This is a genomic window from Achromobacter veterisilvae, from assembly GCF_037619525.1.
Taxonomy (GTDB): Bacteria; Pseudomonadota; Gammaproteobacteria; order Burkholderiales; family Burkholderiaceae_B; genus Achromobacter; species Achromobacter veterisilvae.
The window spans coordinates 3,286,861-3,309,886 of the sequence record NZ_CP148753.1 but is presented as its reverse complement, the minus strand read 5'-3'; the positions used below and the strand labels follow the sequence as shown (position 1 = coordinate 3,309,886).

The window sequence follows — 23,026 nt, the reverse complement described above, 5'->3', positions numbered from 1 at the left end:
GCTGCTATTATCGCCTGATGAATCGCCCCGCCGAGCCCGCCGCCGCGCCGGCGGCCACCGAGCCCTCGACATCGCGCTCTTCATGGGGCGCGAGGGCCGGACGCGTCGTCCGCTTCACCGCCGAACGCGCCGGCGAAGAAAAACTGCTCCAGGTCGCCTCCAGCCTGACCTTCACGACCGTGCTGGCCATCGTGCCCATGCTGGCCGTGGTGCTGTCGCTGTTCACCGCTTTTCCGGTGTTCCAGGAATTCCGCGTCGCGCTCGAGGATTTCCTCACCAACAGCCTGATGCCCCCGTCCGTTTCGGACAACATCATGGACTACCTGAACCAGTTCGCGCGCCAGGCCTCGCGCCTGACCGCCATCGGCGGCGCGTTCCTGCTGATCACCTCGCTGCTGCTGATCATGACGATCGACAAGGCCTTCAACGACATCTGGCACGTGTCGCGCCAGCGGCCGCTGCGGCAGCGCGCGCTGGTGTACTGGGCGCTCATCACGCTGGGGCCGGTCGTGGCCGGCGCCAGCCTGTGGGCGACGTCGTTCGTGGCGCGCGAGTCGCTGGGGCTGGTGCGGGACGTGCCGGAAATCGTCAGCGTCGCCGTGTCCGCCATCCCGCTGATCCTGACCGCGCTGGGTTTCGCCGCGCTGTTCGTGGTGGTGCCGAACCGCGAAGTCCTGTGGCGCGACGCGCTGGTCGGGGGCTGTGTGACCGCGATCGCCCTGGAAATCATGAAGTCGGCCTTCGCCTACTACCTGACGCGCTTTCCCACCTATACCGTCATTTACGGCGCCTTCGCCACCCTGCCGATCTTCCTGCTCTGGATCTACCTGTCGTGGCTGGCCGTGCTGCTGGGCGCCACGCTGGCGTCCAGCGCGCCGCTGATCCGCCTGGGCCGCTGGGAAATCAACCGTTATCCCGGCGCGCCTTTCGTCGACGCCCTGGATGCCTTGCGCGCCTTGCGCAAGGCGCAGGCCGCCAATCCGCCCGGACTGCCCGCCAACGTGCTGGCTTCGCAACTGCGCCTGCACCAGGACGAATTGAACGAAGTGCTGGAAACGCTCAGCGGCATGGGGCTGGCGACGCGCACGCCCGAAGACAACTGGGTGCTGACCTGCGATGCGCAGAAAACCTCGATGGCGCCCGTGGTGGACCATTTTCTGCTGGACCGCGCGCAGCCCCGGGTCCGCAACGATCCGGAAATACTGCGGGTCGCGTCCGCCGTGATTTCCCAGCAAAATACGCCCACGCTGGAAGAAGTCTGCGGAGAAGCGCAGAATACTGAAAATGGAATCGCTCCGATATTGCAATTGGAAGCGAACAAGAAATAGCAAATAGCATTCGGGCGCAGTCCGCCCAGGAGGAACCGATGTTGAAGGTCAGCGAAATTTTGCGCGTCAAGGGCGATACGCTCTATACGGCGTCGCCCGACATGCCTGTGTCCCAGGCCGTGCAGACAATGAGCGAGCAGGATATCGGCTCGCTCGTGATCATGGAATTCGGCACGCTGACCGGCATGCTCACGTTCCGCGAGATCATCCGCCACATGCATGCGCATGGCGGCGCCGGCGAAACCACCATCCGCTCCATCATGGACGACGCGCCGGTCAGTGTGTCGCCCAATACCAGCGCCGAGGAAGTGCAGCGCCTGATGCTCGAAAAGCACGCGCGCTACATCCCGGTCATGGACGGCCCCACCCTGATGGGCGTGATTTCGTTCTACGACATGGCCCAGGCCATCGTGGCGGCGCAGCAGTTCGAAAACAATATGCTGAAGGCCTATATCCGCGACTGGCCGACCGAAAGCGCCGAACCGGCCAAGTCCTGACGGGCGCGCTGGCGGCCCGCGCCGCCGGTCACGCTCCTGCCGGCGCCGCCTCGCATGCGGCGCCGCGCACATCGGGCGCATGCCGCTGGCTGCGCCACGCGTCGTAGATCAGTTCCGGCCTGTTCGCCGCCAGCAGGGCCGGATCCGACAGCATGCGGCGCCAGCGTCGCGCCCCCGTCTGCCCGTTCACCAGCCCCAGCATGGGCCGCGTCATCACGCGCAGGGGCACGCCGCGCGCGACCTGGCGCTCGGCATATGCGGTCATGGCGTCCACGACTTGCGCGTCGCTCGGCAGCCGCAACGACGGCCACAACTGCAAGGAAACCTCGGACAGCACGCGCGGCGTGTGCCAGGCGGCGCGGCCCAGCATGACGCCATCGAAATCGTCCGCGGCGCGCACGGACTGCGCGGCATCGGCCAGGCCGCCGTTGAGCACGAAGGTGCAATCCGGAAAATCGCGCTTGAGCTGCTTGACCACGTCGTAGCGCAGGGGCGGGATCTCGCGGTTGTCCTTGGGCGACAGGCCCTTGAGCACCGCATTGCGGGCATGAGCGATGAACACCCGGCATCCCGTATCGTAGATCTTGCCGACGAAATCGCGGACGAAATCATAGGATTCGTCGTAATCCAGCCCCAGTCTGTGCTTGACGGTCACGGGGATGTCCACGGCGTCCTGCATGGCTTTCATGCAATCCGCCACCAGCGCGGGTTCGGCCATCAGGCAGGCGCCGAACGCGCCCTTCTGCACCCGTTCCGAGGGGCATCCGCAATTCAGGTTGATCTCGTCATAGCCCCATTGCCGGCCCAGCCGGGCCGACTGGGCCAGGGCATCCGGCTCGCTGCCGCCCAACTGCAGCGCCACGGGATGCTCGGCCTCGTCGAAATCCAGGTGACGCTCGACATTGCCGTACAACAGCGCGCCGGTCGTGATCATTTCCGTGTAAAGGCGCGCGCGCGGCGCCAGCAGCCGATGGAAATAGCGGCAGTGGCGGTCGGTCACATCAATCATGGGGGCGACGCACAGCCGCCAGTCGGGGGAGTCCAAGAATCGCTCTACAAAACAAGGGGATGCGGTATTTTACGGTGCTTGGCGGGATTATGTCCGGCAGCCGGTTCCGCGCGCCTTCCGGCCGGCGGAAAGCCCCGCCCGCCATGTGGTCTAAAATTGCGCCGCCGCACAGGCTATGTCCGAGCGTCCGTTAACCCTTAACTCCCGCATATCAATGGCCGTATTCACTCCCGTATCCGACGACGACGCGCGCGCCCTCCTGGCGCATTTCGACCTGGGCGAGTTCGTTTCGCTGCGGGGGATTACGGCGGGTATCGAAAACACCAATTATTTCCTGCACACGACCCGCGGCGAGTACGTGCTGACGCTGTTCGAGGTCCTGACCCACGCGCAGTTGCCGTTCTATATAGAACTGATGTACCACCTGGCCGAACGCGGCGTTCCGGTGCCCCGTCCCCAGACCCTGCGGGACGGCACCCGCCTGACGACCCTGCACGGGAAGCCCTGCGCCATCGTTTCGCGGCTGCCCGGCGGCTACGAGCCCGCCCCCGGCGCGGCGCATTGCGCCCTGGCCGGCGCCACCCTGGCCCGCGCCCACCTGGCCGCCCGGGACTTCCCCCTGCGCCAGCCCAACCTGCGCGGGCTGTCGTGGTGGCTGGAAACCGCGCCCAAGGTCATGCCCTTCCTGGAACCGGCCCAGGCCGGGCTGCTGAGCTCGGAACTGGCCGCCCAGGAGGCCGCCGCGGCCACCCCGGCCTGGCAGGCGCTGCCGACCGGCCCGGCCCACTGCGACCTCTTCCGCGACAATGTGCTGTTCGCCGGCACGTTCGAGGATCCGCTCATGGGCGGCATCATCGACTTTTATTTCGCCGGCTGCGACACCTGGCTGTTCGACGTGGCGGTCAGCATCAACGACTGGTGCATCGAGCGAGACACGGGCGAGTTCGTCCCCGAATTGGTGGAGGCCTGGCTGCGCGCCTACGCCGCCGAGCGGCCCTTCACCGATGCCGAACGCGAGGCCTGGCCCCTGATGCTGCGCGCGGCCGCGCTGCGCTTCTGGATCTCGCGCCTGTACGACTTTTTCCTGCCCCGGCCGGCGCAAACCCTCAAGCCGCACGATCCCCGGCACTTCGAAAGAGTGTTGCAGGCGCGCCACCGCCCGGGACTGCCCATATTGCCGTAACCGTCCTGCCCCCCATAATGGCATATCGCGTCCCCTTTTGAGAGATTCCCCTTCTAGAGAGCCATGCAAGCAGCATTCCTACCCGCGGCATCCGGCTGGCAATGGGTTCGAGACGGTTTCCGTCTGTTCCGCAAGCAACCCCTGGCCATGTTCACCTGGGCCATGGCCATCAGCCTCCTGGTCATCTTCGCCACCGCGACGCCGCCCGTCGGGCCCATCCTGGTCGTGGCGCTGATGCCCATCATTACCCTGATGACCTTGTCGGCGTGCAAGCACGTCGAGGCAGACCGCATCATGCTGCCCTCGATGTGGGCCAAGCCGCTCAAGCAACCCGGCGTCTTCAGGAAGCTGTTCCTGATGGGGCTGCTGTATGCCGCGCTGTGCATGGTGGCCGGCCTCGTCATCTTCCTGCCCTTCACCGATGCGATGGTCGAGGGAATGCGCATCGCGTCCGTCGAAAAAAGCATGGAGCCCATCCTGTCGGCGATGGCCGTTCCCCTGGCGCTCTTCGCCATCGTCTACGTCGTGATCGCGGCCCTCTTCTGGCATGCGCCGGTCCTGGTCGCCTGGCACGGGCTGCGGCTGGTGCAGGCGCTGTTCTTCTCCGGCATCGCCTGCTGGCGCAACAAGCTGCCGTTCCTGGTCTACGGCGCCACCTGGGTCCTGGTGTTCCTGTTCATCGACCTCTGCGCCGGCCTGCTGGTGGCCATCGGCCTGTCGCCCCAGTTCGCGGGCACGCTGCAGATCCCGTTCAATATCGCGGCGGGCGGCGTACTGTATTGCAGCTTCTATCCCGCCTACACCTCCGTATTCGGCATCGAGAACACCGGCGCGCATCTCGACGACGGCAACAGCGCCCAGGCATAAGGCCGCGCGGCAGGGCGCCAGCGCCCTGCGCACCCCCACCACCCTTCCGGCCGCCGACACGAACGCCACGTCGATGGCATAGCGCATGCCGAAGGTGTGCACGCCCGCGCAGGGCGTCAGCAAAATGCCTGAGCGCGGCCCCGGCGGCGGCCTGCCCAGCAGGCCCCGCATCCGGCCGCGCCACCGCGTGACCTTCAGCAGCCTGAGACGGCCGCGCGGCAAGGGCGTCCGGCCGTTCATTGCACGCTTTGCAGCAACTGGACCGCGATCGGAAACGCCAGCACGATGAACGTGCACGGGAAAATGCAGCCGATCAGGGGCAGGAGCATTTTCACCGGCGCCTGCATCGCCAGTTGTTCCGCGCGCGCGTGACGGTCGCCGCGGCACTGCGCCGCCTGCGCCCGCAGCACCGGCCCCAGGCTGATCCCCAGGGCCTCGGCCTGCGCCACGGCGGCGGCCCAGTTGCGCGCAAGCGGACTGTTGCTGCGTTCGGCCAGGGCCTTGATCGCCGCGGTCCTGGAGACCCCCGCGCGCATCTCCGCCAAGGCGTCCGCCAGCGCATCGCGCAAGGCGCCCGGCGGCCCGCTCCGCGCCGCCAGTTGCAAGGCCCCCTGGACGCTCAGCCCCGCCTCCACGCACAGCGTCATCATGTCGAACACGAAAGGCAGATCGCGTTCGATGCTGCGGCGGCGCTTGCGGCCGAGATCCCGCAGCCAGAGCCCGGGCGCGGCGCCGGCCGCCAGCGCGGCCAACGCCGCCCACGGCCCCCATTCCCAGGGCCGCGCCTGCGTCATGGCGATGGCGCCAGCGGCGGCCACCCCGCCCGCGGCCACGGCCGCGCTCCAGCACAGCGCCGCCAGATGCGCATAGCCGATCCCGGCCGGCAGCGACGCCTGCTCGATGGCGCGCGTCAGGCGCAAGCGCCAGCGCCACGTGCACAACGGGCCCGCCAGCGGCGCCACGGCCGATACCCACGGCCAGGCCGCCCGCCACCACCAGGGCAGCGTAGCGGAAGCGCCCTGGTTTTCCAGCAGCAGCGGCTGCAGGATCACCCACGCCAGCCATCCCGCGCCGAACCCGGCGGTCAACAGTCCCAGATATAGCCACACGGCGGTCTCCCGTCAGATATCGATCCGGATGATGCGCCGGATCAGCAGCACGCCGGCAACCTCCAGCACGGCCACGACGGCCAGCACCGACCATCCCATGGGCGTGCGCCACAGCAAGCCCATGATCTCGGGCTCCAGGCGGTCCAGCACGGCAAGCAGCGCCACGGGCAGCGCGCCCACGATCCAGGCCTGCAAGCGGCCCTGCGACGTCAGCGCCAGCAGCTTCGCCTGCAATTGCAGCCTGGCGCGCAGGGTATGGGCGATACTCTCGAGCGCCTCGGCGAGGTTCCCGCCCGTCTGCGCGGCGATGCGCATCGCCGCCACCACGAGCGAAGTGGAATCGGCGGGCATGCGGCCGTGCAGGTTTCCCAGCGCGGTATCCCAGGGCACGCCCATGCGCTGTTCGCGCAGCATCAGCCCGAACTCCTGGGCCAGCGGCGCGCCGCTCTGCTCGACGACGTGGCGCAGGCCCGTCGCCAGCGCCACGCCGGCACGCAAGGCCGACGCCAGCATCAGCAAGGCCATCGGCAACTGCTGCTCGAAACGGCGCGCGCGCCGGCGCCGCAGTGCATCGACGAGCCCGCGCGGCACGCGCGAGGCCAGCGCCGCGCCCAGGGCGGCCGCGACGCCGCTGCCCGTGAGGGAAAAGGCCAATGCGGCGGCCAGGGCCGCGCACGCCACGGCGCCCGCCCAGAGCTGGGCAGGGTCGATGAACAGGAAGACTTCGCTCAGCCGAAGCCCCGCTTCCTGCGTGTAGACCTCCCGGTAGCGCCGCAGCGCGGGCGCGAACCAGCCTTGCGCCCGCCACGCCAGCACGACCGCGCAGACCATCGCGCCCCCCGCCGCCAGCCAGATCACGGCAACCCCTGCGCAAAAGCCGATGCGCCGGCTTCCCGGCCGGCGGCGTCGGAGAACCAGGCCGCGTCGAAGGCCGCCCCGCTTTCCGTCCATTCCCGCGCAAAGCCGGGCAAGGCGCCGCACCCCGCGAAACCATGGCGGCGGTCGTGGCGGAACAGGTCCTGTAGCTGTATGCGCCCGCTTTCCATGCCGGCGACTTCGGCGATAGACGTCACGATGCGCTGCCCGTCCGCCAGCCTCGCCTGCTGCACGACGATGTCCACGCTGGCGGCGATGTGTTCGCGCACGGCTGGCAGCGGCAAGTCCAGGCCGGCCATCAGGATCATCGATTCCAGCCGTCCCAGGGCGTCGCGCGGGGAGTTGGCATGAAGGGTCGTCAACGACCCTTCGTGGCCGGTGTTCATGGCGGTCAGCATATCGAACGCCTCCGGGCCGCGGCACTCGCCGACGACGATCCGGTCGGGCCGCATGCGCAGCGCGTTGCGCACGAGTTCACGGATGTCGATGCGTCCTCGGCCTTCCTGGTTGGCGGGCCGCGCTTCCAGCGCGACCAGGTGATCGTGGTTCAGGCACAGTTCCGCCGCGTCTTCGATGGTGACGATGCGTTCGCCGTCCGGGATCTCGTTGGACAGGATGTTCAGCAGCGTCGTCTTGCCGGAGCCCGTCCCGCCGGAGACCACCAGGTTCTTGCGCGTGCGCACGCAGAGCGCCAGGAATTGCGCCATGGCGCCGCTCAATGAACCCGCCGCGATCAGGTCGGGCATCCGCGGACGCTGCCGCGGGAACTTGCGTATGGTCAGGCTGGCCCCCTTCATCGCGACGGGCGGAATGATGGCGTGGACGCGGGAGCCATCGGAAAGGCGGGCATCGACCATGGGGGAGCTCTCGTCGATGCGCCGGCCCAAGGGCGTGACGATGCGCTCGATGGCCCAGCGCACCGATTGCTCGCTGGTGAATGCCGCCTGGTGGCGCGACAGCCGGCCGCCGCGCTCTACGTAGATCTCGTCATAGCGGTTGACCATGATCTCGGTGATGTCGCTTGCGGCCAGCAAGGGTTCCAGCGGCCCCAGGCCGACCGCTTCATCCAGCACCTCGCGGCACAGCGCCGCGCGGTCCGCGCCCGGAGGAAGGTCCGCGTCCGTCGCGACGATATGCGTCAGCAGCCGCTCGGCCTCGGCCCGCAGCATGCCGTCGCTCATGCCCGCCACGTCGCGCCGGCGCAGGTCCAGCGCATCCAGCAGGGCGGCATGAAGACGGCGGCGTTCTTGCAGCCGGTGCTGCGGCGGCCGGGGCTGCGCCGGCGCGGGCGAAGGATCCGGGAGGGCTTCGGCCGGCGCGCGCCCGATGGCCGCGGGGCTCGGAAGCGCCCGCGCCTCGTGCGGAGCGGCCGGGCCCGCCGGCGACAGCGACACGCGCAACCGGCAGGGGCCGATCAGGATCTCGTCGCCGGGCAGCACGGGCGCATGGCGCACCACCCTGGCGCCGTTGACCAGAGTGCCGGCCAGCGTGCCCAGGTCTTCCAGAACGATGCCAACGTCTTCGCGGAGCAGGCGCGCATGCTGCCGCCCCACCCGCCAGTTCACGATGCGCAGGCCGCAATGCGCGCCCCTGCCGACCAGCAGCGGCGCCGCGGCCGTCATCCTGCGCACCGCCGCGTCCTCGTACGTCATTTCTATGTCGAGCATGGCATCACTCCTTGTGCGGGGCCGGGGCGCCGGCTTCCTGCGCGGCCCATTGGGAACCCGCGCCCGAATAGGGATCCCAGCCCTGGGCGGCGGCAGGCGCCGCCGTCCCCAGCCGGGGCGGTTCGGGAAAAGCCGCCTCCAGCGCGTCGCGGCCTCGCCGCACCCGGTCCGCCATGGCCGGCTCGCCCTGCGAAATGATCTTGGGCGTCACGAATATCGCCAACTCGGTTTCGCGCAATTGGTAGCGGCGCGACGAGAACAGGGCGCCCAGGACGGGGATGTCCTGCAGCCAGGGCAGGCCGTCGATTTCGGTGGCGCGCTCGCGCGACAGGAACCCGCCGATGACCAGCGTGTTGCCGGAGCGCACGTTAAATTCGGTGGACGCGCGGCGCGTCCGCAGCGCCGGCCCGCCGGGCACGCTCAAGGACGTGTCCACCGAGCTGGCCTCCACCTCGATCAGGGAGCGGATGACACCATTGCGGTCGATGCGGGGCGTGATCCTGAGCGACACGCCGTAGGGCTTGAACAGCGTGGTGGAATTGCCGCGGGAATCGGTCGACGCGTAGGGCACCTCTCCTCCGGCCAGAAAGGTCGCGCTGGCGCCGCTGCGCGCAAGCAACTGGGGCTGGGCCAGCATGACGGCCTCGCCGCTCTGGGCCAATGCCGCGATGCGCGCCGACAGCAGCGCATTGACGCCGAAGTAGCCGGCCGCGGCGGAGGCCGGGCCGGCGGTCTCGATCACGGCTTCGCCCGGACGCTTCATGCGTCCGAACGAGCCCGCGTCCCATGCCAGGCCCGCATTGATGCCGCCCTGGCTCATGCCGTCCCAGCGCACGCCCATCTCCTTCAGCCTGGAAGTGGGAATCTCGACCACCTGCACGTCCAGCAGCACCATGCGGTCCCATCCCACCTGCCCCGTGAAATCCAGCACGGCGGGATAGCGCTCGGCCAAGGCGGCGATCCGGGAGCGGTCGTCGTCGGAAAGATCGTCGCCTTCGATCAGGATGCGTCCGCCCACTTCGGAACTGCGCGCGCCCGGAATGCGGGCCAGCAAGGCCTGGACCTCGGCCCGCAGGCGCGGCGCCCCCGCCGGGACGACCCGCAATTCGTAGGCCTTAGCCTGGCCCGGGCCCGTCCAGACATGCATCGACGACACGCCCTCGGCCCGGGCGAACACCACGACCTCGCGCCCCTCCGCCGCGATGGCCCCGAGCACCTGGCCATTGCCGATGGCAACCCGCCGGACGCCCGGATGCGACAGCACCCGCGTTTCGCCCACCTGCAATTCCAGCGCTTCGGCCGCCGCCCGCGCGGGCGCGCCGGCCAGGCACAGCGCCAGCGCGGCCAGTGCTGCAACGATGCGGATCATGGACGCCCCCCTTGAACGCCCGCGAGGGGCTCGCCCGCGGCATCCTGCAAGAACCCGCCGGCCTGTCCGTCCAGCCGATCCCCGTAAAGAATGGCCACGCCCGGCGGAGCCTTGGGCTCGGGGTCCAGCCCGATCAACGACGCAAGATCGCTTTGTGCGACACGGCCCACCGCCGCCGCATCGTCGCGATGGCGCAGCAGGGCAGTGAGCGCGCCCGCCTGGCGCGCCGCCACGAAGCGCATGGCTTCGTCGGGACTGGCGGCCAGCGTGATGTTGCCGGCCCCCCTGGCCTCGCCCTCGGCTTCGCCGCCCGCGGCCAGCACGCGCATGCCTTGCAGCACCGGCACCGTCAGTTCCCGCTGGCGGTGCGAAAAGCTGACATAGATGTCGATGGCGTCCCCTGGGCGCAGCATCTCGCCCAGGCCGCCCAGGTCGGCCGCCGCGACGGTCAGCGCCCGCTGCCCGGCCTGCAGCCGGGATGCCAGCGCCGGAACCGGCGCGGTGAACGTCAGATGGGCGCGCAGCAAGGGTTCGCCGTTGGCGACGTCGGCCTGCAAGGTGGCGCCCAGGACGGCCGCCAGCTCCAGCGGGTCGATGCTGGCGCGGGAAGCCCATTGCTCGGGGATCTCGCGCACGGCCAGATGCGTTTCGTCGAGCCGGGTGCCCGCGGGCAGGTCGTACGCCGCGACCAGGCGGCTGACCTGGGGCACGCGCGCCTCGGCCTCCAGTACCTGGATCCGTTGCTGCACATGCTCGCGCACCGCCCACGCCGACACCAGCCCCGCGGCCAGGGCCAATGCGTAGACGCCGGTTCTGCGCAGCCGCTGCGCGGCCATGGCGAGGCGGCCCATCATGGCGCCCACCCGCTGGCCAGGAGCCCGCTGCCGGCATCCAGCCGCACCAGCGAAATGCGCAGGCGCGCCGCCCCGCGGGACCACCATTGCGGTTCGCCTCCGGCAGGAGAACGCAGCCAGCCGTCCTGCCTCAAGCCGGCCTCCAGGCGCGGCGCCATTCGTTCGGGCGGCAGGTCGTATTGCCAGATGCGTTCCGAGACCTTGACGCCCTGGTCCAGCACGGCGATATCGAGCCTGAGCCGGGCGCCGGCCGGCAGCCATGGAGGCCCCGGCTGGCCGGTTGCCGCGCGGGTATCGACCGCGGAAATGCTGCCGGCCGTGCGGCGCGGCCCCAGGCCTTCCATCTGGACGACCCATTGTTCGTGCCCGACCTGCCCCGACAGGATCGCCTGCCCGGGCAGAACGTTCAGGTCCGCCAAGGCCGGCTGCTGACCCGAAAGAAAACGGATCAGCTCCGGAGCGCTCCGCGGCGCATCGAACACCAGCACCTGCGCCGGCGCGCCATGCAGCCACACGCCTTCCCCCAGCAGTTCGTGCCGGGATCCGGCGGGAAGACGCAGCGCCGCCAACGAAGCCGGACCGGACGAGGCCCGCGCCGGCCCGGCCCTGCCGTCGGCGCTTGCCGGGAGGTCCGCCCCCGCCGCGGATTCCGGCCAGGCGCCCGCCGCGCAGGCAAGCGCGCCGGCCAGCAACAGGCCCGCCGCGCGCAAGGCAGCAGGACGCCGCCGCGTCGGCCCGTTGGCGCAGCATCCGATGAAAGAGAGAGGCAAAGGCCGCGCATTCATTTGGTCCGTTCTCCGCGTGAACCCAGCCGGTCGGCCGGCACCACGTCCTGCCAGGCCGACAGCCAGTCCAGCGACAAGCGCGGGCGCCGCCACGGGCCGTCCATGCGATCGGCAAGAGGATTCAGGCGCCGGGCCTGGCCCAACGAGCCGTCCGCTGCCCGGCGCCAGGACTCCGGCGCCTGGCCGATCCGGCGTTGCGCATCGGCGTCCCCGTGCGCATGGCCCGCTCCGCTGGCCACGTACGTTCGGCGGGCGATCCGCAGCGGTTCCCGCCCGCCTTGGCACGCCGTGCTGGCCTCCGCGGACAATAGTTGCAGGCCCGCGCCAAACCAGGCGTCCTGCAACGCGGCCAGCCGCGGCGGCGCGACCCCGGCCAGAGGCCGCGCGGCGCCCGACAGGCCCCTCGCCGCCACAACGCCCGAGTCTTGCACGGGTTGCCCCAAGGCGGCCGCCATCGCGGCCTTGCGGCTGGCCTGCGCCATTTCCTGCGCCGAGAATTGCAGTCCGCCGATCCACGATACGGCCCATGGCAACAAGGCAAGCAGCGGCAGCATCAGCAACGCTTCGACCACGGCCTGGCCGCGTTGCCGCGATGGAAACGGCTTCATGGGGCCTCCCTTGCCTGGGCGGCCTCTTGCGGCGTGACGGCGGACAGCCGCGCTTGCCAATAGGGCCGGAAGAGCGTCGCAAGCTCGGCGCGGCCATCGGACCGCCGTTCCGGTCGGACGAAGTAGGTTTCGGCGGCCGAGGCCACGGTGACGCCGCCCGCCCGGCCCAATGCGGCGTAGCCGAACCGGCCCGTGGGCGCCGCGATCGGGCCGTCCGCGTCGGTGGTCTTCAAGGCGGCCCCCGCCAGCCTGACCGCCACGGCGAAACGCAGCGGATCGCGGTGGCGCGCGAGCGCGACCTCGCGATAGGCGGGCAAGCCCCTGCCCGGCCAGCGCTGCGCGCCGGCCATGGCATAGGAGTTGGCCATGGGATTGGTCGCGCCGCTGAAAATGTCCCAGGAAGTGGATTGCTCGACCCAACGCCAGAAATCCTGCTGCGAAAAATCGAGAGGCGGTTCCTCTACGTACTCCAGCCCCTCGGGCGCCCTGCTTTTCTCGCCCTGCGCCGTACCCCACCCCATGGCGTATTCGCGGTAGTAGCAGCCGACCCAGCGGTTGGAGCGCAGCGCGTGGTACGACTGGGTGTCCAGGGCGCCCCAGCGCCCGTCGGGACCCAGCCAGGTGGATCCGCGGCGCCGCAGTTCATGCCGATGCAGCGGACAGCGAGGGTTGACCATCCAGGCATTGCGGCGGGTGGCGCTGCGGCTGTCCAGGAACGCGTAGCGATCCGAGGCCTGCTCGACGGCCGGCCGCAAGCCCGCCTTGCGCGTGGCAAGGCTGCGCTCGACATAGCCCGGCCATCCGTCCGACAGCAGGCGCAGCGTGGGACCTTGCCGCCACCCGCCGCCGCCCGGCGCCGTTTCCGGAAAGTTGGCGGACAACACCTTGCGCATGATGCGTTCGCGCGACCCGGCGAGTTCGGCGACGGCGGAGCCCGCCGCGGCTTCCAGCACCTGGTGGACGATGCGGTCGTGCTGCTCGAATGCGGCGGCCAGCCGCTGTTCGGCATCGGGAACGGCCCGCGCCGCCTGATAGGCAAGCCCCATGTCCGGGCCGAACAGCATGGCGATCAGGCCCGCGGGCGGGTTGCCTCGATTGCGCTGCGCCCGCATCGTGCGGGCATACTGCGCGGACGCCGCCAGCGTGACGAGGTGCGCCATCGCCACCTGATGGGCGATCTGCGTCCGGTTGACGTAGGCCAGCGCATTGAGCGCGCGGGCCTGTTCGAGCGCGCCGCTGTACGCCGCGGCATCCGCGGCATGCGTCAGCCGCGCCCGCGACTCCACGGTCTGGCCCAGGTTGTAAAGAACGACCAGGGACGCGGCGGCCATCGCCGCCATCAGCAGGCCCAGCACCAGCGCCTGGCCTTGCTGCTGAACGGGCGACGGGCGGGTGGGCACGGTCACTTGGCGTCCGCGGCGTTGCCGGTGAAGGACTTGAGCGAACGGGCCTTGGTCTGCGCCGCCGCTTTTTTCGCGGCCTGCTGCGCGGCGCGCGCCTCGGTGCCGCCGTCTTCTCCTGCAAGTTCGCGCGCCATGGCCGCCGTCTGCGACCGCACCACCTGCCCGAAATACTGGTACACCGCAATGGCCGCCACGGCGACCAGGGCCACGACCACGATGTATTCGGTCATGCCCTGCCCCAACTGACGCTTCCGAAACCCCGACATATCCGCTCTCCGACACAGTGAAAGTAGGCTTCAGTGTCGATTTCCGGGGCGGGTGCGGCAATTCGCGGATACCGAGGCGGGCAAAAGTGTCGCCCTCCCGGGTTTTCCCTATTGCCCACCCTGCCGGCCGGCAGTAGATTGGAGTTGCCGGGCTGTCTGACACCCATCGCGTGCGAAGCCTGGCAGGAGCGCCTCAGACTCACCATGAGCTGGGGCGCTCTTCCATTTCCGGCCGCGCAGCGGCGCGCGGCTGCGGGCTACCCGGCCGCCCTGCCGCCCGACGCGCGCAGGCCCGACATGTCCAGGCGCCGGAAAATCCAGGCCGACAGCAGCGTGATCGCCCCCACGCTCAGGAAACTCAGCGAAAACGCCCTGCCCAGGGCGGCGCTGCCCTCGCCCGAGAACAGGTCGACAAGCCCGCCGCCTATGGTGACGCCCAGGCCGATAGCCAGCATCTGGACCATGGAAAAAAGGCTGTTGCCGCTGCCCGCGTCCCGCTTGCTCAGTCCCTTGAGCGTCACGCTGTTCATGGCGGCGAACTGCATGGAATTCGTCGCCCCGAACCAGGCAAGCTGCGCCACCTGCAGCCCCAGGGGCCAGCCCGGGGAAATGGCGGCGAACGACATGATCGACGCGCCGACCAGCACCGTGTTCACCAGCAGGAACGCGTCATAGCCGAAACGCCGCACCAGCGGCGCGATCCAGGGCTTGGACACCGTTCCCGCGATGGCCGCGGGCAGCATCATCAGGCCGGATTGCAGAGGCGTGTAGCCCAGTTGCAGTTGCAGCAGCAGGGGCAGCAGGAAAGGCACCGCGCTGCTGCCTATCCGGCACGCCAGATTGCCTGCAAGCCCCACGCTGAAGTTGGGCTCGCCGAACAGGCGCAGCTTGAACAGCGGATTCTCGCGCCGCCTGGCGTGGATCATGTAAAGCGGCACCGTCAGCGCGCTGACGCCGAACAGCGCGGCCGACCACCCCATGCGGCCCTCGCCGGCGGGCAGGTCCAGCGCCAGCGAGAAAGCCGCCATGCACAGGGACAGCAGGCCGCAGCCCAGCACGTCGAAAGGCGCCACGCCGCTCAACGCGTCTTCGGGCAGGTAGCGCCGGACCGCGAACAGGCCCGCGATCCCGATGGGCACGTTGATCATGAAGATCCAGTGCCAGCTCGCGGCCTGCACCAGCAGGCCGCCCAGCGTCGGCCCGAATATGGGCCCGACCTGCCCCGCGATGGAGACGAAGGCCAGGGCCGAAATGTACTGTTCGCCCGGCACCGTGCGCAGCACCGCCAGCCGGCCGATAGGAAGCAGCATGGAGCCGCCCACTCCCTGCACGACGCGGGCAATGGTCAACTGCGCCAGGGTCTGCGCCAATGCGCAAAAAATGGAACCGACGGCGAAGACCAGGATCGCGGCCAGGTAGACGCGGCGGGTGCCGTAGCGGTCGGCCAGCCAGCCCGACGCCGGCGTCAGCATGGCCATGGTCAAGGTATAGGCCACGACCACGGGCTTGAGCGCCAGCGCCTCTTCGCCCAGGCTGCGGGCCATCGCCGGCAACGCGGTGTTGACGATGGTCGTGTCGAGCGTCTGCATGAAAAAGCAGGCCGCGACGACCCAGAGCAGGGCTTGCTGTGAGGGGGGCTTCGGCATGGCGAGCATCGTACCGCGGCCATGCCGACGCGCCGCTGACAGCGGCGCGGGCCAGGCACCGCGCCGCCCCGGAGAAGCTCAGGCGGCCCGCATCAGGCCGTTGTCGATCACCACCGCCTCGCGCTCGGCGACCCGCGCCCGGAAGGATCCGTCCCGCCAGATCTCCACCTTCAGGGTCTCGCCGGGAAACACGGGGCCGGAAAAGCGCAGGGACAGCGAACGCAGGGTGCCTCCGGCCGCGGGCAGCAACTGCCGGGATACGGCCTGGGACACCATGCCGAAGGTGCACAAGCCGTGCAGTATCGGGCGGGGATACCCCGCGGCCCGCGCCACCTCGGGGTCGCTGTGCAGCGGGTTGTAGTCGCCGTTCAGCCGGTAGATCAGCGCCTGCTCGGGCCGGGTGCGCAACTGCACGGTCCAGTCCGGCGGGGAATCCGGCATGGCATGCGCGGGGCGCGCCTGCCTGCCGGCATTCGGCATGCCGCCGTCGCCGCGCAGGACGTGGGTCGCGAACGTCCGCGCGATGAGCCGTCCCGAGTCCGCCTCCGTCAGCGACTTTTCCGAATACAGCAGCAATCCTTTCTCGCCCTTGTCCACGGCCTCGACGACCCGGGTCTTGCCGACCAGTTCGCCCGCGGGCGGAATCGGATGGAAGAGTTCCATTCCCTGCTCGCCATGCAGCAGTTTCACCGTGTCGGCCCCGATCTCGGGCGCCTTCAGCCAGAAGCCCGGGTAACCCAGCACCACGGCCATCCACGGCAGCGCGAGCGGATCGTGCTGCCTGCCCACGTGCGCCAGGTCGGGAAGGTCCAGGGGGTCCTGCCCCAGGCCGACCGACAACGCGTACAGCATCGTGTCGCGCGCGGTGTAGCGCTGCCTGATCTCCGGCAGCTCGTAATTCAGCAATTGCTCGTAACTCAAGCGCATGGCGCCCCTCCCCCTGTTGCCCGGAAATCGATTGCGCGGCCGCTGCGCGATCAAATGGGATCCCAGCTCATCACGTCGGGCGAACGCTCCAGGGGATAGAAGTGCTTCTGCATCGCCGGAATCGCGACCTCGGCGATGCGCCGCGGCGTCCAGCCTTCGCTGAAGTGCACCGAACGCACGGGGCGCGGCTGGCTCATCAGCATGATCTCGTTGGCGCGCACGGCGAATATCTGGCCGCTCACCTCGCGCGCGGCATCGCTGAGCAAATACACGGCCATCGGCGCGATCTTGCCCGCCTCCATCTTCTTGAGCTTTTCGACGCGGTCCCGCTGTTGCGGCGTATCGGTGGGGATCGAGCTGGTCATGCGGCTCCAGGCGGACGGCGCGATGCAGTTGGAGCGCACGTTGTACCGGCCCATGTCCAGCGCGATCATCTTGGACAATGCCACGATGCCCAGCTTGGCCGCGCCGTAGTTGGCCTGGCCGTAATTGCCGATGAGCCCGGAGGTGGAGGTCATGTGGACCATCGCCCCGCCTTCCTGCTCGCGGAAATGCGCGGCCGCCGAACGGCTGACGAAGAACGTGCCGTCGAGGTGCACGGCGATCACCGAGCGCCATTCGTCTTCGCTCATTTTGTGGAACGAGCGGTCGCGCAGATTGCCCGCGTTGTTGACCACCCCGTCGATGCGGCCGAACTCGTCCATCGCGCACTGGATGATGGCGTTGGCCGACGCGTGCGCCGCCACCGAATCGAAGTTGGCCACCGCCGTGCCGCCGGCGGCGCGGATCTCCGCCACGACGCCATCGGCGGGCGCCACGGGCGCCTCGTCCGCGGACAGGTTGTCGCCATTGAGCGCGACGCCGATGTCGTTGACCACCACCTTCGCGCCTTCCGCCGCCAATTGCAGCGCGATTTCCCGGCCGATGCCGCCGCCCGCGCCGGTCACCACCACCACCTTGCCTTCCATCATGCGTTCCATGCTTCCGTCTCCTTGGAGCCGGTCCGCCGGAAACGCCGGCGGACTCGGCTGCGAACATCGTTGTGCTACTCGGTCGTTACGTTGGCGCGGCGCACCACTTCGGCCCACTTCCTGCTTTCGCTGCCGATGAAGGCGGCGAATTCGGCGGGCGAGTCCGGCTGCGGCACCGCCCCCTGGTCCCGGATCTGCTTCTGCATGTCGGGCGTCCGGATGATGTCGACCACCTGCTTGTTGATCTCCGCGACGACGCCGTCCGGCGTCCTGGCGGGCGCCCACAGGCCGAACCACGAGACGACCTCGTACCCGGGAACGCCGGCTTCCGCCACGGTCGGCACATCCGGAAGCTGCTCGCTGCGCTGGGCCGAGGTCACCGCCAGGACTTTCAGGCGGCCCGCCTTGATGTGCGGCAGCGCCGAGGGCAGGTTGTCGAAAATCATGGAGATCTGCCCGCCCAGCAAGTCCGTCACCGCGGGGGTGCTGCCCTTGTAGGGAACGTGCACCATGTCGACCCCGGTCATCATCTTGAAAGTCTCGCCGGACATGTGCAGCGTGCTGCCATGGCCGGACGAGCCGAAGGTGAGTTTCCCGGGGTGGCTCTTGCCGTAGGCGATCAGTTCCTTGACGGTGTTGTACGGCGCGTCCTTGGGCACCACCAGCGCGTTGGGCACCATGGCCGTGCGCGTGATCGGCGCAAAGTCCTTGATCGCGTCGTAGGGCATGGACTTGTACAGGCTGGGGTTGATGGCGTGGGTGCCTATCGTGCCCATCACCAGCGTGTAGCCGTCCGGCGCGGAACGCGCCACCTGCGCGGTGCCGATGTTGCCGCCGGCGCCGGGCTTGTTCTCGACCACCACGGATACGCCCCAGCGCTCGCTCAGCCGCTGGCCGATCACGCGCGCCAGGATGTCCGTCGTCCCCCCGGCCGAGAAGGGAACGTTGATGGTGACCGGCTTGGTGGGATAGGCCGGCGCGCCTTGCGCCCCGGCCGTGCCCGCGGTGCCCAGCGCCAAGGCCAATCCCAGGATCGCCAGCGCCTTCAGGGGGGTCTTTCGCGCCAGGGTTGCGGACGCGTCGCTATCAGTCGTTTTGAACATTGTCTCCTCGCTTGTTGTCTGTTTTCCGGAGCGGCCCGCTTTAGTCCAGCAATGCGAGCTCCTGCCCCTCTTCCACTTCGTCTCCGACCGCCACCAGAACCTTGGCGATACGGCCGGCTGCTTCGCTCTCGACGGGAATTTCCATTTTCATGGACTCGACCTTGAACGCCTCGTCGCCCGGCCCGATCTGCGCGCCCTCCTCCACGCAACAAGCCACCACGCGGCCCGCCACGTTCGACACTATTTTCTTCATGCTCGCTCCTTTATTGCCTCGGTTGAGATCAATGCCTGCAAACCGTCCACGGTCATCGCGCCCGCCTGGAACCGCTCGGACCGGAGGACCTGCAGAATCATCGGGATATTGGTCTTGATTCCCTCCACCCGGGTGTTCTCCAGCGCGCCGATCAGCTCGCGCGTGGCGGCTTCGCGGGTGTCCGAATGCGCGATGATCTTCGCGACCATGGGGTCGTAGTGGCTGGAAACCCGGTTGCCCGCGGCATAGCCGGTTTCCACCCGCAGGCCGGGCCGCCCGCCCGGCAGCTCGAAGGTCTTCAGGACGCCGGGCGACGGCAGGAAGCGCACCGGATCCTCCGCGTAGACGCGCGCCTCGATGGCATGCCCCTTCAAGACCGGCTTCTGCCCGACCACGGCGGACAGCGTCTCGCCCGCGGCCAGCCGGATCTGGGCCTGCACGATGTCCACGCCGGTGACGGCCTCGGAAATCGCGTGCTCCACCTGCAACCGGGTATTGACCTCCAGGAAAGAGAAGCCGCTCTCCGGCGTATAGAGCATCTCCACCGTGCCGATGACGTCGTAGCCGATCCCGCCCAGGATCGCCGACAGCCGGTCCGCCATGTCCGCCACGGCCTTGCGGTCGATCGAGGGCGCCGGGGCCTCCTCGATCACCTTCTGGTATCGACGCTGCGTGGAGCAGTCGCGCTCGAACAGGGACAGGACGTTTCCGTACCTGTCCGCCAGGAACTGGAATTCGATATGGCGCGGCGCCTGGATGAACCGCTCCAGATACAGGGAAGCGTCGCCGAACGCCTTTTCAGCCAGGCCGCTGGCGCGCTCCCAGCAGGCCGGCAGGGACCGGGCATCCTCGACCGGGACCATGCCGATGCCGCCTCCGCCGCCCGCGGGCTTGATCAGCACCGGGAAACCCAGCGCCTCGGCCGCCCGGCCAACGGCCGCCAGGTCGTCCCTCGGCAGGATGCCGGTGCTGCCGCCGGCGGGCAGCCCGTGCCGCTGCATCAGCGCGCGCGCCGCCGCCTTGTTGCCCAGCGCGTCGATCCACTCGGGGGAAGGCCCGATGAAGCAATGCCCGGCCGCTGCGACGCGGCGGGCGAACGCCGCATTCTCCGACAGGAACCCGTAGCCCGGATGCAGCGCGTCGGCGCCGCAGCGCGCCATGACGCCAAGCAGCGCGTCCTGGTTGAGATAGCTGTCCCGGGCCGGGGCCGGGCCGATGCAGAAACGCTCGTCGGCCTGCCGCAGGTAGGGCAGCTCGGCATCCGCCTCGGAGTACACCGCGACGGACCGCAGGCCCAGCGCCTTGACGGCGCGCAGGATGCGCGCGGCGGCGGCCCCGCGGTTGGCGATCAGTATTTTTTTCATGGACGTCGCCTCAAGGCCGGTATCCCGTGGCCACCTGCCCCGGCCGGCGCAGCGGCGCGGCCAGGTTGGCGAATTCCACCAGCCGCGCGCGCGTGGCCGCCGGGTCGATGATGTCCTCGATCACGAAGGCTTCGGCGCTGCGGAACGGGGACGTCAGGCTGCGCACCCTTGCCTCGATTTCCGCGCGCTTGGCCTCGGGATCGGCGGCCGCCTCGATCTCCGAGCGGTACGCCACTTCCAGCCCTCCTTCGATGGGCAGCGACCCCCACTGGGCCGATGGCCAGGCATAGCGGAAGTTGAACCGGCTGGAGTTCTGGTGGCCGCCCGCGGCCACCCCGAAGGCGCGCCGCATGATGAGCGAGAACCACGGCACCGTCGACTGCGAAACGGCGGTCAAGGCCCGCACGCCGGCGCGCATCACGCCGTCCTTTTCCGCTTCCAGGCCGATCTGGAAACCCGCGATGTCCACCAGGTTCACCACCGGCAGATGGAAGGTTTCGGCCAGGTCGACCAGGCGGATGAATTTCTCGGCGGTGTGCCGGTCCCAGCCGCCGCCGTAGTGGTAGGGATTGCTGGCGGCGAACAGCACGGGCCAGCCGTCGATGCGCGCCAGGCCGCCGACGATCCCCTTGCCCCAATGCCGTCCGATCTCGAACACGCTGCCGGGATCGAACAGGGTGTCCAGTATCGGCCGGATCTTGTAGACCTTGCGGGTGTCCTTCGGTATGGCCGTTCTCAGCCACTCCTGGTCCGCCGCAGCGGCCGGAATCTCGCCGCGCGGCGCCACCTCGTACACCGAGGCGGGCAGATAGGACAGGAAGCGCCGGGCCGCCCGAAAGGCTTCGTCCTCGGAATCCACCTCATCGTCCACCACGCCGTTGCGCGTGTGGATGGCGCTTCCGCCCAGTTCGTTCTTGCTCAGGTGCTGGCCGATCTTGGCCACCACCGGCGGCCCCGCGATGAACAGTTGCGACGTGTCCTTCACCATCAGCGAATAGTGGCTGCCCGCGACTCGCGCCGCGCCCTGCCCCGCCACCGACCCCAGCGCCAGCGACACCACGGGCACCTGGGCCAGGTTGCGCGCCACGTAGGACCATATCTTCATCTTGGGCAGCAGGGCGTGGCCCATTTTCTCGATGTTCTTCACCGAACCGCCGCCGCCCGTGCCGTCGATCAGGCGCACCAGGGGGATGCGCAGGTCGAACGCCATCTGCTCGGCGAAAATCATCTTGTCGCCGACGGCCCCGTCGTTCGCCCCGCCGCGCACCGTAAAGTCGTCGCCCACCACCACGACGTTCCGCCGGTCCAGCGTCGCCCGCCCCATGATCACGTTCGACGGCACCACGTTCGTCAGGCGGCCGTGCTCGTCATACTCGCCGCTGCCCGCCAGCCCGCCCACTTCCACGAACGAACCGCCATCGACCAGCCGTTCGACGCGCTGGCGGATGTCCAGTTTTCCCGCGTCATGCTGGCGCTTTATCTTCTCCGGACCGCCCATGCGCAGGGAGTATTCCTTGCGGCGTTCCAGCTCTTCCAACTCGTGAGTCCAACTCATTACCGCCTCCAATAGCGGCGCCTGCCTGTCGGCTCAGGGCGCCAATTCGGTCCACGCATCGTCCAGCGTCAAGGCCACGGCGGTCTGCGCCTGCAGCGTGGCGAAATCCAGGCCCCGCGCCATCGCCCGCACGCGCAAGCCGTCCGGCGCCACGTCGATGATGGCGAGGTCGCTGTAGATGCGGTCGACCACGGCCTTGCCGGTCAGCGGATAGGTGCATTCAGGCACGATCTTCGGCCGCCCGTCCCGGTCCACGTGCTGCATCATCACGAAGATGCGCTTGGCCCCCGCCACCAGGTCCATGGCGCCGCCCACCGCCGGGATCGAGTCCTCGCGCCCGGTATCCCAGTTGGCCAGGTCGCCGTCGGCCGACACCTGGAACGCGCCCAGCACCGTCAGGTCGATGTGGCCGCCGCGCATCATGGCGAACGACACGACGTGATCGGTGATGGACGCCCCGGTGTCCAGCGCGACGGGATCCTTGCTGGCATTGAGCAGATCGCCGTCGACCTCCTGGCCGGGCTCCAGGCCCTTCATGCCCAGGATGCCGTTCTCGCTGTGCAGGACCACGCCGCGCTCGGGAGACAGGTAATCCGCCACCAGCGTCGGCATGCCGATGCCCAGATTGACGTAGGAAGCGGGCGGGATGTCGCCGGCGACGATCTGCGCCATACGTTCGCGCGATAAGGTTTCAATTGGCATTGCGGCACTCGACGATGCGTTGCACGAAAATTCCCGGCGTCATCACGTGCTCCGGCGCCAGGCTTCCCAAGGGCACGACCTCGTCGACCTGGGCAACCGCCAGCCGGGCGGCCATGCACATCACCGGGCCGAAATTGCGGCTGGCGTAGCGGTAGGTCAGATTGCCCGCGCGATCGCCGTACTGGGCCTTTACGAACGCCACGTCGCCCGGCAGCGGCTGTTCCAGCACATAACCGCGGCCGTCGATGCTGCGGGTTTCCTTCCCCTCCGCCAGGCGGGTGCCATAGGCGGTGGGCGTGAAGAAAGGGCCGATTCCCGCGCCGGCCGCGCGCAGGCGCTCGGCCAGCGTGCCTTGCGGCACGACCTCGAGTTCGATGCGGCCGGCGGCATACCATTCGCCGAACGCGGCCGCGTTCGGCTTCTTCGGGTTCGACGAACGGGCGAAGGAACAGACCACCTTCCGGACCCTGCCGGCGCGGATCAACTGGCTCAAGCCCGGCTCTCCGTTGCCCGCGTTGTTGTTGACGATGGTCAGCTCGCGCGCCCCCGTCTCCAGCAAGGCCTGCAGCAGTTCCGTCGGCACGCCCGACGCGCCGAAGCCGCCGATCAGCAGCGTGGAGCCGTCCGCCACCCCGGCGACGGCCGCCTCCAAGGAGGGCACGATTTTGTTCAACATGGATTTCC

General features: G+C 69.1%; 23 protein-coding genes and 1 pseudogene. 4 read left to right on the top strand and 20 right to left on the bottom strand.

The window, feature by feature from the left end; all coding sequences use genetic code 11:
- The first annotated feature begins 17 nt into the window (after positions 1 to 17).
- Positions 18 to 1,328, top strand: coding sequence for a YihY family inner membrane protein (locus tag WHX56_RS15410; protein ID WP_338878289.1), 1,311 nt, complete (start codon positions 18 to 20; stop codon positions 1,326 to 1,328).
- Between the two features lie 38 nt (positions 1,329 to 1,366).
- Positions 1,367 to 1,825, top strand: a complete 459-nt coding sequence (locus tag WHX56_RS15405; protein ID WP_129240525.1) for a CBS domain-containing protein — start codon at positions 1,367 to 1,369, stop codon at positions 1,823 to 1,825.
- A gap of 28 nt (positions 1,826 to 1,853) precedes the next feature.
- Here WHX56_RS15405 and dusA read toward each other — a convergent pair whose 3' ends face one another.
- Complete coding sequence (gene dusA, locus WHX56_RS15400; RefSeq protein ID WP_244235006.1) at positions 1,854 to 2,834, bottom strand: tRNA dihydrouridine(20/20a) synthase DusA; 981 nt, start codon at positions 2,832 to 2,834, stop codon at positions 1,854 to 1,856.
- A 214-nt stretch (positions 2,835 to 3,048) separates the two neighbouring features.
- Between dusA and WHX56_RS15395 the strand changes: the two genes are divergently transcribed.
- Positions 3,049 to 4,017, top strand: coding sequence for a homoserine kinase (locus WHX56_RS15395; RefSeq protein ID WP_338878288.1), 969 nt, complete (start codon positions 3,049 to 3,051; stop codon positions 4,015 to 4,017).
- A gap of 63 nt (positions 4,018 to 4,080) precedes the next feature.
- Positions 4,081 to 4,884, top strand: coding sequence for a BPSS1780 family membrane protein (locus tag WHX56_RS15390; RefSeq protein ID WP_338878287.1), 804 nt, complete (start codon positions 4,081 to 4,083; stop codon positions 4,882 to 4,884).
- Positions 4,885 to 4,893: 9 nt separating this feature from the next.
- On the opposite strand, the pseudogene WHX56_RS30485 reads toward WHX56_RS15390, so the two are convergent.
- From WHX56_RS30485 to WHX56_RS15300, 19 genes and pseudogenes are all read right to left on the bottom strand, one after another.
- Positions 4,894 to 5,055: pseudogene (locus WHX56_RS30485) on the bottom strand (DUF192 domain-containing protein); the annotation flags it as partial.
- 65 nt (positions 5,056 to 5,120) lie between these two features.
- On the bottom strand, positions 5,121 to 5,993 hold the full coding sequence (locus WHX56_RS15385; RefSeq protein ID WP_338878286.1) for a type II secretion system F family protein: 873 nt from the start codon (positions 5,991 to 5,993) through the stop codon (positions 5,121 to 5,123).
- A gap of 12 nt (positions 5,994 to 6,005) precedes the next feature.
- Positions 6,006 to 6,851, bottom strand: coding sequence for a type II secretion system F family protein (locus WHX56_RS15380; protein WP_338878285.1), 846 nt, complete (start codon positions 6,849 to 6,851; stop codon positions 6,006 to 6,008).
- Positions 6,848 to 8,536 carry an ATPase, T2SS/T4P/T4SS family gene (locus WHX56_RS15375; protein WP_338878284.1) on the bottom strand — a complete coding sequence of 563 codons (1,689 nt, stop codon included), beginning with the start codon at positions 8,534 to 8,536 and terminating at the stop codon, positions 6,848 to 6,850. Before WHX56_RS15375 ends, WHX56_RS15380 begins: the two co-directional genes overlap by 4 nt.
- A gap of 4 nt (positions 8,537 to 8,540) precedes the next feature.
- Positions 8,541 to 9,905 (bottom strand): type II and III secretion system protein family protein, encoded by a 1,365-nt coding sequence (locus WHX56_RS15370; RefSeq protein WP_338878283.1) that lies wholly within the window; start codon positions 9,903 to 9,905, stop codon positions 8,541 to 8,543.
- Positions 9,902 to 10,759 carry a Flp pilus assembly protein CpaB gene (gene cpaB, locus WHX56_RS15365; RefSeq protein ID WP_338878282.1) on the bottom strand — a complete coding sequence of 286 codons (858 nt, stop codon included), beginning with the start codon at positions 10,757 to 10,759 and terminating at the stop codon, positions 9,902 to 9,904. The genes WHX56_RS15370 and cpaB overlap by 4 nt, the downstream gene beginning before the upstream one ends.
- Complete coding sequence (locus WHX56_RS15360) at positions 10,756 to 11,529, bottom strand: hypothetical protein (RefSeq protein ID WP_338878281.1); 774 nt, start codon at positions 11,527 to 11,529, stop codon at positions 10,756 to 10,758. Before WHX56_RS15360 ends, cpaB begins: the two co-directional genes overlap by 4 nt.
- Before the next feature lie 11 nt (positions 11,530 to 11,540).
- Positions 11,541 to 12,152: a pilus assembly protein gene (locus WHX56_RS15355; protein ID WP_338878280.1), complete on the bottom strand. Its 612-nt coding sequence runs from the start codon at positions 12,150 to 12,152 to the stop codon at positions 11,541 to 11,543.
- Positions 12,149 to 13,558 carry a pilus assembly protein TadG-related protein gene (locus WHX56_RS15350; protein WP_422393593.1) on the bottom strand — a complete coding sequence of 470 codons (1,410 nt, stop codon included), beginning with the start codon at positions 13,556 to 13,558 and terminating at the stop codon, positions 12,149 to 12,151. Before WHX56_RS15350 ends, WHX56_RS15355 begins: the two co-directional genes overlap by 4 nt.
- Positions 13,555 to 13,821 (bottom strand): hypothetical protein, encoded by a 267-nt coding sequence (locus tag WHX56_RS15345; RefSeq protein WP_129240535.1) that lies wholly within the window; start codon positions 13,819 to 13,821, stop codon positions 13,555 to 13,557. Before WHX56_RS15345 ends, WHX56_RS15350 begins: the two co-directional genes overlap by 4 nt.
- Before the next feature lie 257 nt (positions 13,822 to 14,078).
- Positions 14,079 to 15,467, bottom strand: a complete 1,389-nt coding sequence (gene mdtD / locus WHX56_RS15340) for a multidrug transporter subunit MdtD (protein WP_422393592.1) — start codon at positions 15,465 to 15,467, stop codon at positions 14,079 to 14,081.
- Between the two features lie 78 nt (positions 15,468 to 15,545).
- On the bottom strand, positions 15,546 to 16,394 hold the full coding sequence (locus WHX56_RS15335) for a MaoC/PaaZ C-terminal domain-containing protein (RefSeq protein ID WP_129240537.1): 849 nt from the start codon (positions 16,392 to 16,394) through the stop codon (positions 15,546 to 15,548).
- A gap of 50 nt (positions 16,395 to 16,444) precedes the next feature.
- The gene (locus tag WHX56_RS15330; protein WP_129240538.1) at positions 16,445 to 17,374 is read right to left on the bottom strand and encodes an SDR family oxidoreductase; all 930 of its coding nucleotides are present in this window, start codon (positions 17,372 to 17,374) and stop codon (positions 16,445 to 16,447) included.
- A 65-nt stretch (positions 17,375 to 17,439) separates the two neighbouring features.
- Positions 17,440 to 18,468: a tripartite tricarboxylate transporter substrate binding protein gene (locus WHX56_RS15325; RefSeq protein WP_338878279.1), complete on the bottom strand. Its 1,029-nt coding sequence runs from the start codon at positions 18,466 to 18,468 to the stop codon at positions 17,440 to 17,442.
- A 40-nt stretch (positions 18,469 to 18,508) separates the two neighbouring features.
- Positions 18,509 to 18,721: an acetyl-CoA carboxylase biotin carboxyl carrier protein subunit gene (locus WHX56_RS15320; RefSeq protein WP_129240540.1), complete on the bottom strand. Its 213-nt coding sequence runs from the start codon at positions 18,719 to 18,721 to the stop codon at positions 18,509 to 18,511.
- The gene (locus WHX56_RS15315; RefSeq protein WP_338878278.1) at positions 18,718 to 20,085 is read right to left on the bottom strand and encodes an acetyl-CoA carboxylase biotin carboxylase subunit; all 1,368 of its coding nucleotides are present in this window, start codon (positions 20,083 to 20,085) and stop codon (positions 18,718 to 18,720) included. The genes WHX56_RS15320 and WHX56_RS15315 overlap by 4 nt, the downstream gene beginning before the upstream one ends.
- Positions 20,086 to 20,095: 10 nt before the next feature.
- Positions 20,096 to 21,640, bottom strand: coding sequence for an acyl-CoA carboxylase subunit beta (locus tag WHX56_RS15310; RefSeq protein ID WP_129240542.1), 1,545 nt, complete (start codon positions 21,638 to 21,640; stop codon positions 20,096 to 20,098).
- Positions 21,641 to 21,673: 33 nt separating this feature from the next.
- On the bottom strand, positions 21,674 to 22,342 hold the full coding sequence (locus WHX56_RS15305) for a 3-oxoacid CoA-transferase subunit B (RefSeq protein ID WP_338878277.1): 669 nt from the start codon (positions 22,340 to 22,342) through the stop codon (positions 21,674 to 21,676).
- The gene (locus WHX56_RS15300) at positions 22,332 to 23,018 is read right to left on the bottom strand and encodes a 3-oxoacid CoA-transferase subunit A (protein ID WP_287756057.1); all 687 of its coding nucleotides are present in this window, start codon (positions 23,016 to 23,018) and stop codon (positions 22,332 to 22,334) included. Before WHX56_RS15300 ends, WHX56_RS15305 begins: the two co-directional genes overlap by 11 nt.
- Between the last annotated feature and the right edge of the window lie 8 nt (positions 23,019 to 23,026).

Excerpts from the sequence above, each read along its gene's own strand:
- WHX56_RS15410 (WP_338878289.1), top strand. The coding sequence starts at position 18 with ATGAATCGCCCCGCCGAGCCCGCCGCCGCGCCGGCGGCCACCGAGCCC.
- WHX56_RS15405 (WP_129240525.1), top strand. The coding sequence starts at position 1,367 with ATGTTGAAGGTCAGCGAAATTTTGCGCGTCAAGGGCGATACGCTCTAT.
- dusA (WP_244235006.1), bottom strand. The coding sequence starts at position 2,834 with ATGATTGATGTGACCGACCGCCACTGCCGCTATTTCCATCGGCTGCTG.
- WHX56_RS15395 (WP_338878288.1), top strand. The coding sequence starts at position 3,049 with ATGGCCGTATTCACTCCCGTATCCGACGACGACGCGCGCGCCCTCCTG.
- WHX56_RS15390 (WP_338878287.1), top strand. The coding sequence starts at position 4,081 with ATGCAAGCAGCATTCCTACCCGCGGCATCCGGCTGGCAATGGGTTCGA.
- WHX56_RS15375 (WP_338878284.1), bottom strand. The coding sequence starts at position 8,536 with ATGCTCGACATAGAAATGACGTACGAGGACGCGGCGGTGCGCAGGATG.
- WHX56_RS15370 (WP_338878283.1), bottom strand. The coding sequence starts at position 9,905 with ATGATCCGCATCGTTGCAGCACTGGCCGCGCTGGCGCTGTGCCTGGCC.
- cpaB (WP_338878282.1), bottom strand. The coding sequence starts at position 10,759 with ATGATGGGCCGCCTCGCCATGGCCGCGCAGCGGCTGCGCAGAACCGGC.
- WHX56_RS15355 (WP_338878280.1), bottom strand. The coding sequence starts at position 12,152 with ATGAAGCCGTTTCCATCGCGGCAACGCGGCCAGGCCGTGGTCGAAGCG.
- WHX56_RS15345 (WP_129240535.1), bottom strand. The coding sequence starts at position 13,821 with ATGTCGGGGTTTCGGAAGCGTCAGTTGGGGCAGGGCATGACCGAATAC.
- mdtD (WP_422393592.1), bottom strand. The coding sequence starts at position 15,467 with ATGCCGAAGCCCCCCTCACAGCAAGCCCTGCTCTGGGTCGTCGCGGCC.
- WHX56_RS15335 (WP_129240537.1), bottom strand. The coding sequence starts at position 16,394 with ATGCGCTTGAGTTACGAGCAATTGCTGAATTACGAGCTGCCGGAGATC.
- WHX56_RS15330 (WP_129240538.1), bottom strand. The coding sequence starts at position 17,374 with ATGGAACGCATGATGGAAGGCAAGGTGGTGGTGGTGACCGGCGCGGGC.
- WHX56_RS15325 (WP_338878279.1), bottom strand. The coding sequence starts at position 18,468 with ATGTTCAAAACGACTGATAGCGACGCGTCCGCAACCCTGGCGCGAAAG.
- WHX56_RS15320 (WP_129240540.1), bottom strand. The coding sequence starts at position 18,721 with ATGAAGAAAATAGTGTCGAACGTGGCGGGCCGCGTGGTGGCTTGTTGC.
- WHX56_RS15315 (WP_338878278.1), bottom strand. The coding sequence starts at position 20,085 with ATGAAAAAAATACTGATCGCCAACCGCGGGGCCGCCGCCGCGCGCATC.
- WHX56_RS15310 (WP_129240542.1), bottom strand. The coding sequence starts at position 21,640 with ATGAGTTGGACTCACGAGTTGGAAGAGCTGGAACGCCGCAAGGAATAC.
- WHX56_RS15305 (WP_338878277.1), bottom strand. The coding sequence starts at position 22,342 with ATGCCAATTGAAACCTTATCGCGCGAACGTATGGCGCAGATCGTCGCC.
- WHX56_RS15300 (WP_287756057.1), bottom strand. The coding sequence starts at position 23,018 with ATGTTGAACAAAATCGTGCCCTCCTTGGAGGCGGCCGTCGCCGGGGTG.